This window comes from Winogradskyella sp. UBA3174 (genome assembly GCF_002364335.1).
Taxonomy (GTDB): Bacteria; Bacteroidota; Bacteroidia; order Flavobacteriales; family Flavobacteriaceae; genus Winogradskyella.
Window position 1 is genome coordinate 2,509 of record NZ_DEXW01000052.1, and the last position, 8,160, is coordinate 10,668.

At 34.2% G+C, this 8,160-nt stretch carries 7 protein-coding genes and 1 pseudogene; all 8 read left to right on the forward strand.

What is annotated here, in order from left to right; all coding sequences use genetic code 11:
* Positions 1-87: 87 nt before the first annotated feature.
* A complete protein-coding gene (locus B2U95_RS09610; protein WP_296315577.1) occupies positions 88-882 on the forward strand; it encodes an ABC transporter ATP-binding protein in 795 nt (264 codons plus the stop codon).
* A 137-nt stretch (positions 883-1,019) separates the two neighbouring features.
* Positions 1,020-2,714, forward strand: a complete 1,695-nt coding sequence (locus tag B2U95_RS09615; protein WP_296315579.1) for a tetratricopeptide repeat protein — start codon at positions 1,020-1,022, stop codon at positions 2,712-2,714.
* 16 nt (positions 2,715-2,730) lie between these two features.
* On the forward strand, positions 2,731-4,461 hold the full coding sequence (locus B2U95_RS09620; protein WP_296315582.1) for a tetratricopeptide repeat protein: 1,731 nt from the start codon (positions 2,731-2,733) through the stop codon (positions 4,459-4,461).
* A 50-nt stretch (positions 4,462-4,511) separates the two neighbouring features.
* Positions 4,512-5,177 (forward strand): SCO family protein, encoded by a 666-nt coding sequence (locus tag B2U95_RS09625; protein WP_296315584.1) that lies wholly within the window; start codon positions 4,512-4,514, stop codon positions 5,175-5,177.
* Positions 5,178-5,240: 63 nt separating this feature from the next.
* Entirely contained in the window at positions 5,241-6,632 is a 1,392-nt protein-coding gene (locus tag B2U95_RS09630; RefSeq protein WP_296315588.1) for a DNA recombination protein RmuC, read from the forward strand.
* Between the two features lie 101 nt (positions 6,633-6,733).
* A complete protein-coding gene (locus B2U95_RS09635; protein ID WP_296315591.1) occupies positions 6,734-7,345 on the forward strand; it encodes a transcriptional regulator in 612 nt (203 codons plus the stop codon).
* Positions 7,342-8,058, forward strand: coding sequence for a DUF3307 domain-containing protein (locus tag B2U95_RS09640; protein ID WP_296315594.1), 717 nt, complete (start codon positions 7,342-7,344; stop codon positions 8,056-8,058). Before B2U95_RS09635 ends, B2U95_RS09640 begins: the two co-directional genes overlap by 4 nt.
* Positions 8,051-8,160, forward strand: a pseudogene (locus tag B2U95_RS09645) (acyl-CoA thioesterase); the annotation flags it as partial. The gene B2U95_RS09640 and the pseudogene B2U95_RS09645, both read left to right, overlap by 8 nt.

Below are 8,160 nucleotides of genomic sequence, written 5' to 3' on the forward strand. Positions count from 1 at the left end.
ACCTTACCTATAAATGCTATAACCGCTTTAGTTGGAGCTCCTGTCGTGATTTGGTTACTGGTGAGGCAGCGAAAAATGATGTTTTAGATGAAAAAAGAAACATCACATATCACCCTAAAAGCGGAACAACTTTCTATTGGCTACAAAACCAAGAAAGTAGAAACTGCAATTGCATCTAATATAAATTTCGAACTACAAAAAGGACAATTAATTGGTTTAGTTGGAGCAAACGGCATTGGTAAATCAACACTTTTAAGAACATTGATTAAAGTTCAGCCCGCTTTATCAGGAAGCATTGCTTTAAATGGTAGAGATTTAAAATCAACATCTAATCTAGAACTAGCCAAGGAACTCAGTATCGTATTAACGGAACCGTTAACATCTAAGAATCTTTCGGTTTATGAACTCGTCGCTTTAGGAAGGCATCCATATACCAATTGGGTTGGTAATCTCTCCGAAGAAGACATTACGATTGTAAATGAATCCCTAGTTTTAGTGAATATTTTAGAATTAAAAGACAAAAGATGTTTCGAGCTAAGCGATGGTCAGTTACAAAAAGTAATGATTGCACGTGCACTTGCTCAAGATACAGCTATTATTGTCTTGGATGAACCTACAACACATCTCGACATGTATCATAAAGCATACATCTTAAAACTATTACAAAAATTAACGAAAGAAACTGGAAAAACCATACTATTTTCGTCACACGAAATTGACTTAGCTATTCAATTATGTGACTCTATGATAGTAATGAGAGACAAGGAAGTGATTTGCGATCAACCTTGTAACTTAATTTCAGTAGGTATTTTCGATTCACTTTTTCCAGAAGATTTAATTGCCTTTGATAAATCTACTGGAAGTTTTAGGATTAAAAAATAAGTTCTTTTTTGTTTTCCATTTAAGGATTATCATAAATAAAGCCTTCTTCTATTCAAAAAATTACTACATTTAAATGCTATACATTAGGCTTTTAAGAATAGACCTACTTCTCATTGGAAGCTATAAATTAATATCTAATGAACTCACTACAAAAATCAGTAAAACTATTCTGTCTTATTTTTCTAATTTCAATAATAGCTTGTAAAGACAACTTAGTAAAACCAAACCCAGCTTTAGCAACAATCGATTTACAACGCGGCGATATTTTGCTTTGTGGTAATCCGCAATTTGGAGCTGTCAGTTTTGCTTTAGATTGCAAATATGACGTCCGAGAAACTTTCGATTTAGCTATTTCTCTACTCCATTCTTTTGAATATGATGAAGCTGAGAAAGCCTTTGTAAAGGTCATAGATGCTGATCCAGAATGTGCTATGGCATATTGGGGAGTTGCGATGAGTATCTATCATGAACTATGGGCACCACCTGGACCTAAAGAATTAAAAAAAGGAACAGTTCTTCTAGAAATCGCTGAATCCTTGCGAAAATCTGAACGTTCAGAACGCTACCTAGATGCCATAAAAGTTTTCTATAAAGATTGGAAAACCCTAGACCATAAAACCAGAGAACTGTTATACGAAAAGAAAATGGAGCAAATCTACTTGAGTCAAAAAGATGACACTGAGGCAGCAATATTTTATGCTTTAGCTATAACTTCAGCAGCAGACCCAAATGATAAAACCTATTCTAGTCAGAAAAAATCGGGTGCTATTTTACAAAAACTTTTTAAGAAAAAACCCAATCATCCAGGAATTGCCCATTATGTAATTCATACTTATGATTATCCCGAAATTGCACAATCTGCTTTAAGTACAGCGCGACGTTATGCAGAAATTGCACCTGCTTCAGCTCATGCACAACACATGCCTTCCCATATTTTTACGCGCCTAGGCCTTTGGCAAGAATCAATTGACACTAATATAAACTCAGCATTATCTGCTGTTTGTTATGCTGAAAGTGCTAATCCAGGTGCCAATTGGGCACAAGAAATTCATGCCATGGATTATCTAGTGTATGCCTATTTACAGCAAGGAAATAATAAAGAGGTTGATGCCCAAAATGCGTATCTGAAATCAATGAAAAAGATATTCCCTCTCAATCATTTTGCTGTTGCATATACCGCTAATGCAATTCCTGCGCGAATAGCTTTGGAAAATAGACAATGGAAAGAAGCGGCTAACCTAGAACGCCCAAATATAGAATTTGATTGGAACAAGTTTCCATGGTCAAAATCAATACTACATTTTGCGAGAGCCATGGGATCAGCGCGTTCTGGAGATATCGCTTCTGCTGAAAATGAACTTAATATTATAGAATCATTCCATAAAGAACTCCTTGAAATGAATTCTGCTGAAGCCACATATAAAGCTGGTCAAGTACGTATTGAAATTAAAACAACAGAAGCATGGATCAATCTCGCAAAAGGAAACAATGATGAAGCACTTACACTAATGAAAATAGCTTCGAAACTTGAAAGCGAAACCTCTAAGCATCCTGTGACTCCCGGTGAAGTTTTACCAGCTGATGAACTTTTAGGTGATATGTTATTGGCATTAAACCAACCTGAAGAGGCTTTAGTAGCCTATGAAGAAAATTTAAAAGGACATCCTAATCGATTTAATGGTCTTTATGGCGCAGCCATTGCCGCTGAAAAATCTGGAAACAGAGAAAAAGCGACCTTATATTTTAAGCAACTTATTGAGCTTACTAAAAATTCTAAGAGTAATCGACCAGAGTTAAGCGAAGCAAAAACATATATTAAACAAGCTATCTAAATTAGAATTATAGATTATGAAATCAAAAGCAAATATTATTTTGGTAACCATTATAGTTGCGGTACTGGCTTATTTCACAATTAATAAACCTTTTGAATTAGCACCGCAGCCCTCGCCCAAACTAGCAATGAATTTTATAAAATGTACATCTGCCAAATATGTATTGGAAGCTGTGGATACCACAAAACAGATGTCTCCACTTTTTAATAATTTAGGAAATCTTCATTTTTCCATTAGCACTAAAAACGAAAGAGCTCAAGCCTTTTTTGATCAAGGACTAAAATTATCATACGCTTTTAATCATGCAGAAGCCCATCGCTCATTTATGGAAGCATCGCGATTAGACCCTAATTCTGCAATGGCGTATTGGGGACAAGCATTTACTCTTGGACCTAACATAAACGATCCAATTCCGACTGAAGAACGCAAAATTAAAATTAATGAAGCCTTAACAAAAGCGAACCAATTGGCATCGAAAGCAAGTCTAAAAGAACAAATACTGATAAAAGCATTGTCTGCTAGATATAGTAAAGATTTAACAGCTGATATTCCTGAATTAAACATGTTCTACATGGATGCTATGACTAAAGCAGTTAAAAAGTTTCCAGAAGATGCTAACGTACAAATTTTATATGCTGCATCAATTATGAACACTGTACCTTGGGATTATTGGGATAAAGACGGAAACCCTTCGCCAAATATTAAGGAAGCAAAAGCTGCTCTAGAAAAAGCAATGTTGCTCGAACCGGAAAACCCTGGAGGACATCATTATTATATTCACATGGTGGAACTTCCTTATCCAGATTTAGGAGTTGAGAGTGCCGATAAATTAGCCTCTCTAATGCCTGGCGCTGGACATATCGTGCATATGCCATCGCACATATATATTAGAGTTGGACGCTATAAAGATGCCGTTATCACAAACCAAAAAGCAATTTTAGCCGACGAGGATTATATCTCTCAATGTTTTGCTCAAGGACTTTATCCGCTTGGTTATTATCCTCATAACATTCACTTTTTATGGTCTTCAGCAAGCTTATTAGGAGCCAGTGACATTGCTCTTGATGCTGCAAAAAAAACAGCAGAAAAAGTGCCTATTGGTGAATTTTTAGAAATGCCTTTTCTACAGGATTTTGCAGCAACACCAATGCTAGCCTATACTCGATTTGGTAAATGGAATGAGATTTTAACCATTCCGGCTCCCAATTCAAAAATTAAACACCTCAACCTTATGCGTCATTACGCAAGAGGTATTGCTTTTATTAGAAAAGGGAATATAAAAGAAGCCCAAGAAGAATTAAATGCCATCGACGCCCTCAAAAAAGATCCTGAGTTAGAAACCTTAATAGCGACAGCAAATAATGCTTCAATTCATGCCGCTAATATAGCCTATGAAGTCGTTTCTGGAGAACTAGAAGCGTTGAAAGGAAATATTCCTAAGGCCATAGAACATCTCAAAAATGCTGTAGTATTTGAAGATGGATTAACATACACAGAACCTGCTGCATGGCATATTCCTACGAGACAAAACCTCGGTGCCATACTATTAAAAGCTCAAGAATATAAAGCTGCTGAAAAAATATATAAAGAAGATTTAAATATATTAAGACAAAATGGCTGGTCGCTAATGGGACTCTATAAAAGTCTTTTAGCTCAAGATAAAAACAAAGAAGCAAATGCCATAAAAAAGGAGTTTAACAGTGCTTGGCAAGATGCAGATATAGAAATAGACAATTCAGTACTATAACCACAGTTTTTAGTTTTGCGTCCTAACAAAAAATTGGAAACTTATTATATATGCTATTATCGAAAACTAACAGACTCACATTTTTATTGACTATTGCTTTAATAGTAGTGTTCGTATATTTTTCTTATTCCTATTGGTTTCCTAAACAGCCATTACCTATTTACAACCCTTCAAGTTTTAATCCAGAATTAGTAGATAAAAGTCTTCAAAATAAAACAAGACACCATACGGTTTCAGATTTTAATCTCATAAATCAAAATGGGGAAAGCATAACTCAAGAAGTCTACAAAGACAAAATTTATGTGACTGACTTCTTTTTTACACGTTGTGGTACTATTTGTCCAATTATGACAGATAATATGGCTGAAATACAAAAGGAGTTTTTGAATGATGACGACATTATGCTTTTATCGCTTTCGGTGACTCCAGAAATCGATAGTGTTTCTGTATTGCGAGACTATGCCGATACTAAAGGAGTCATAGATTCTAAATGGAATGTGACTACAGGCAATAAAAAGCACATCTATAATTTGGCTCGTAAAAGCTATTTTGCAGCTGTAGAACAAGGTGATGGTGGATTACAAGATTTTATTCATACGTCCAACTTCATTTTAATTGATAAAGAAAGGCAAATTCGTGGTATTTATGATGGCACCAATGCTGATGATATACAGCAAATAATTGCTGATATAAAAAGATTAAAATCTAGCTACTAAGTTTAAAAGAGTATCCTAACTATCGTTTAAAAAAATTATCTTTGATAAATTTCTCTTTTTATCATGAACGACACACTCATTCTATTTATAGCCATCATTATCTCAGCAGGTATTGGCGCCTTTATTGGACTTAAATTTGCACAATTAAAAAGCAAAGGAGACAAGAGTACACTTGAAGAACGCAATACTAACCTCCAACAACAATTTAGTGAATTTAAACAATTTTCTGAAGCTGAAAATCAGAAACAAAATCAGAATTTTAATCAGCAATTATTAGAATTAAAAGCGACTATATCTAAAACTGAAACAGAACGCGAAGACATTAGAAGGGAAAAAGATTTTTTAAACACAGAATTGTCTAGACGTAATACAGAGTTTGAAAATCTTCAACAACAAAATCTGAAACGTGATGAAGACTTAATAAAGCAACAAGAACAATTACGAAAAGACTTTGAGTTATTAGCTACAAAAATACTAGATGAAAAATCAGAGAAGTTCACGCTTCAAAATAAAGAAAACATCAAACAGATATTAAATCCGTTACAAGAAAAAATACAACTCTTTGAGAAAAAAGTAGATGATACACAAAAGGAAAGTATCAGTATGCACTCGGCCTTAAAAGAGCAATTATTAGGTCTAAAAGATCTTAATCAGCAAATGACAAAGGAAGCCACCAATTTAACTAAAGCTCTAAAAGGTGATAGTAAAATGCAAGGAAACTGGGGCGAATTGGTGTTAGAACGTGTCTTAGAAAAATCTGGATTAGAAAAAGATAGAGAATACTTTGTACAACAGAATTTTCAGCGCGAAGATGGTTCTCGTGTATTGCCAGATGTGGTATTACATCTTCCAGGTTCTAAAAGAATGATTATTGACTCAAAGGTATCACTAACCGCTTATGAGCGTTTGGTTAATGCAGAAGAGGATGCGGATAGAGCTCTATTTTTAAAAGCGCATGTTAATTCTATTAAAAAGCATGTGGATGACCTCTCAGCAAAAAACTATCAAGATTTATATGATATAGAATCCCCTGATTTTGTTTTGATGTTTATTCCTATTGAGCCTGCATTCGCCGTCGCCATAAATGAAGATAATAGCTTATACAATAAAGCTTTTGAGCAAAACATAGTCATCGTTACTCCCTCTACCCTTTTAGCTACACTTCGTACCGTTGATTCGATGTGGAATAACGAAAAGCAGCAACAAAATGCTATCGAGATCGCAAAACAAGCCGGTGCCTTATACGATAAATTTGAAGGTTTAGTTACCGATTTAACTGGTGTTGGTAAAAAAATTGATGCGGCTAAGAACGACTATTCTTCTGCTATGAATAAACTCGTTGAAGGGAAAGGCAATCTTATCTCTCGTGTAGAGAGAATTAAAAAAATGGGAGCTAAAGCCAATAAATCCCTTCCTGAAAGCATTATAAAGCGTGCTTCCGAAGACGGTTTCTAAAATATTCCCTAATAAAGGCATAATTAATATTATTCCCTAATAAAGGCATATATTAGTTTATTCCTTAATAAAGGCATATATTTGTTTTAAACACGCGTATTATGACTAGCATAATAACTGGAGATATTATAAAATCTCGCAGAGCTTTAAGTGAAGACTCATGGCTTATGCCATTAAAGTCAGCATTGTCAAAGTTATCGAACGATGCTTCATTTTATGATATTTACAGAGGCGATAGCTTTCAGTTAGAGTGCACTACTATTGAAGACAGCTTCAGAACAACAGTGTATATCAAAGCTTTTTTAAAGTCAGTAAAAGGCTTGGACGTACGTATGTCAATTGGGATTGGCACCAAAGATTATCAGGGTAATTCAGTAAGTGAATCTAATGGTGAAGCTTTTATATATTCTGGTGAAACCTTTGAAACTTTAAAAAAAGAGAAAGTAAATCTCAAATTAAAAACTAGTAACGACGTGCTGAATAACGAATTAAATCTTTATTTTAAACTTGCACTTATCGCAATGGATAATTGGACCACAAACTCTGCTGAAATCGTAAAGTTGACTTTAGAACATCCTAACATGATACAAAAAGCACTCGCTAAACTTGTGGGTATAAGCCAAGATGCTGTAAGTAAAAGACAAAACCGTGCTTATTTAGATGAAATTTTAGAGTTAGATAGCCTATACAGGCAAAAAATAGCACAACTATGATTCTATTACTCTTAAAACTTGTTCTAGCTCACCTTATAGGTGATTTCTTTTTACAGCCTCAAAAATGGGTAAAAGACAAAGAAAAAAAGAAATTAAAATCGGTTTGGTTGTATGTACATGTGGCTATGCATATAGCCCTAATGTTTCTCTTAGTTTGGGATTTATCATATACAACATTACTATTAAGCATCGGATTAGCACATCTTATTATTGATGGACTTAAACTTATATTACAAGGCAAGAAAACCAAACGCCTTTTCTTTTTTATAGATCAGCTATTACATCTCATTAGTATACTTGCTCTAACTATTTTATTATATCAAGATGATTTTGAGTTCACTTTAAAATTAAGTGCAAATCATCTTTTGTTGGTTATATGCTTATCATTTTTAACCATCCCTACATCCATTATAATGAAAACGATATTCTCTAAATGGAATATTTCTAAACTCACCAAAGACAATGAATCACTTAAAGACGCAGGTAAATATATTGGTGTTTTAGAACGTCTTTTGGTGTTTACATTTATTATAGTAGGTCAATGGGGAGCTGTTGGTTTTTTAATTACTGCAAAATCCGTTTTTAGATTTGGTGACTTAACAGCATCTAAAGAACGGCAACTCACCGAATACATTCTTATTGGGACCTTAATTAGTTTTGGTATTGCAACATTAACAAGCCTTATTTATATAAATCTATTAACTTATGTTTAAAACTACCGAAGATTCTAGAATTCAGATTTCAGAATTAATGATACCATCTAACGCTAATTTTGGTGGTAAAATTCATGGAGGTTATATCTTGAGTTTAATGGA

Bases quoted from the DNA above. Each gene is read 5' to 3' on its own strand.
- B2U95_RS09620 (WP_296315582.1), top strand. From the start codon at position 2,731: ATGAAATCAAAAGCAAATATTATTTTGGTAACCATTATAGTTGCGGTA.
- B2U95_RS09640 (WP_296315594.1), top strand. From the start codon at position 7,342: ATGATTCTATTACTCTTAAAACTTGTTCTAGCTCACCTTATAGGTGAT.
- B2U95_RS09615 (WP_296315579.1), top strand. From the start codon at position 1,020: ATGAACTCACTACAAAAATCAGTAAAACTATTCTGTCTTATTTTTCTA.
- B2U95_RS09625 (WP_296315584.1), top strand. From the start codon at position 4,512: ATGCTATTATCGAAAACTAACAGACTCACATTTTTATTGACTATTGCT.
- B2U95_RS09635 (WP_296315591.1), top strand. From the start codon at position 6,734: ATGACTAGCATAATAACTGGAGATATTATAAAATCTCGCAGAGCTTTA.
- B2U95_RS09630 (WP_296315588.1), top strand. From the start codon at position 5,241: ATGAACGACACACTCATTCTATTTATAGCCATCATTATCTCAGCAGGT.
- B2U95_RS09610 (WP_296315577.1), top strand. From the start codon at position 88: ATGAAAAAAGAAACATCACATATCACCCTAAAAGCGGAACAACTTTCT.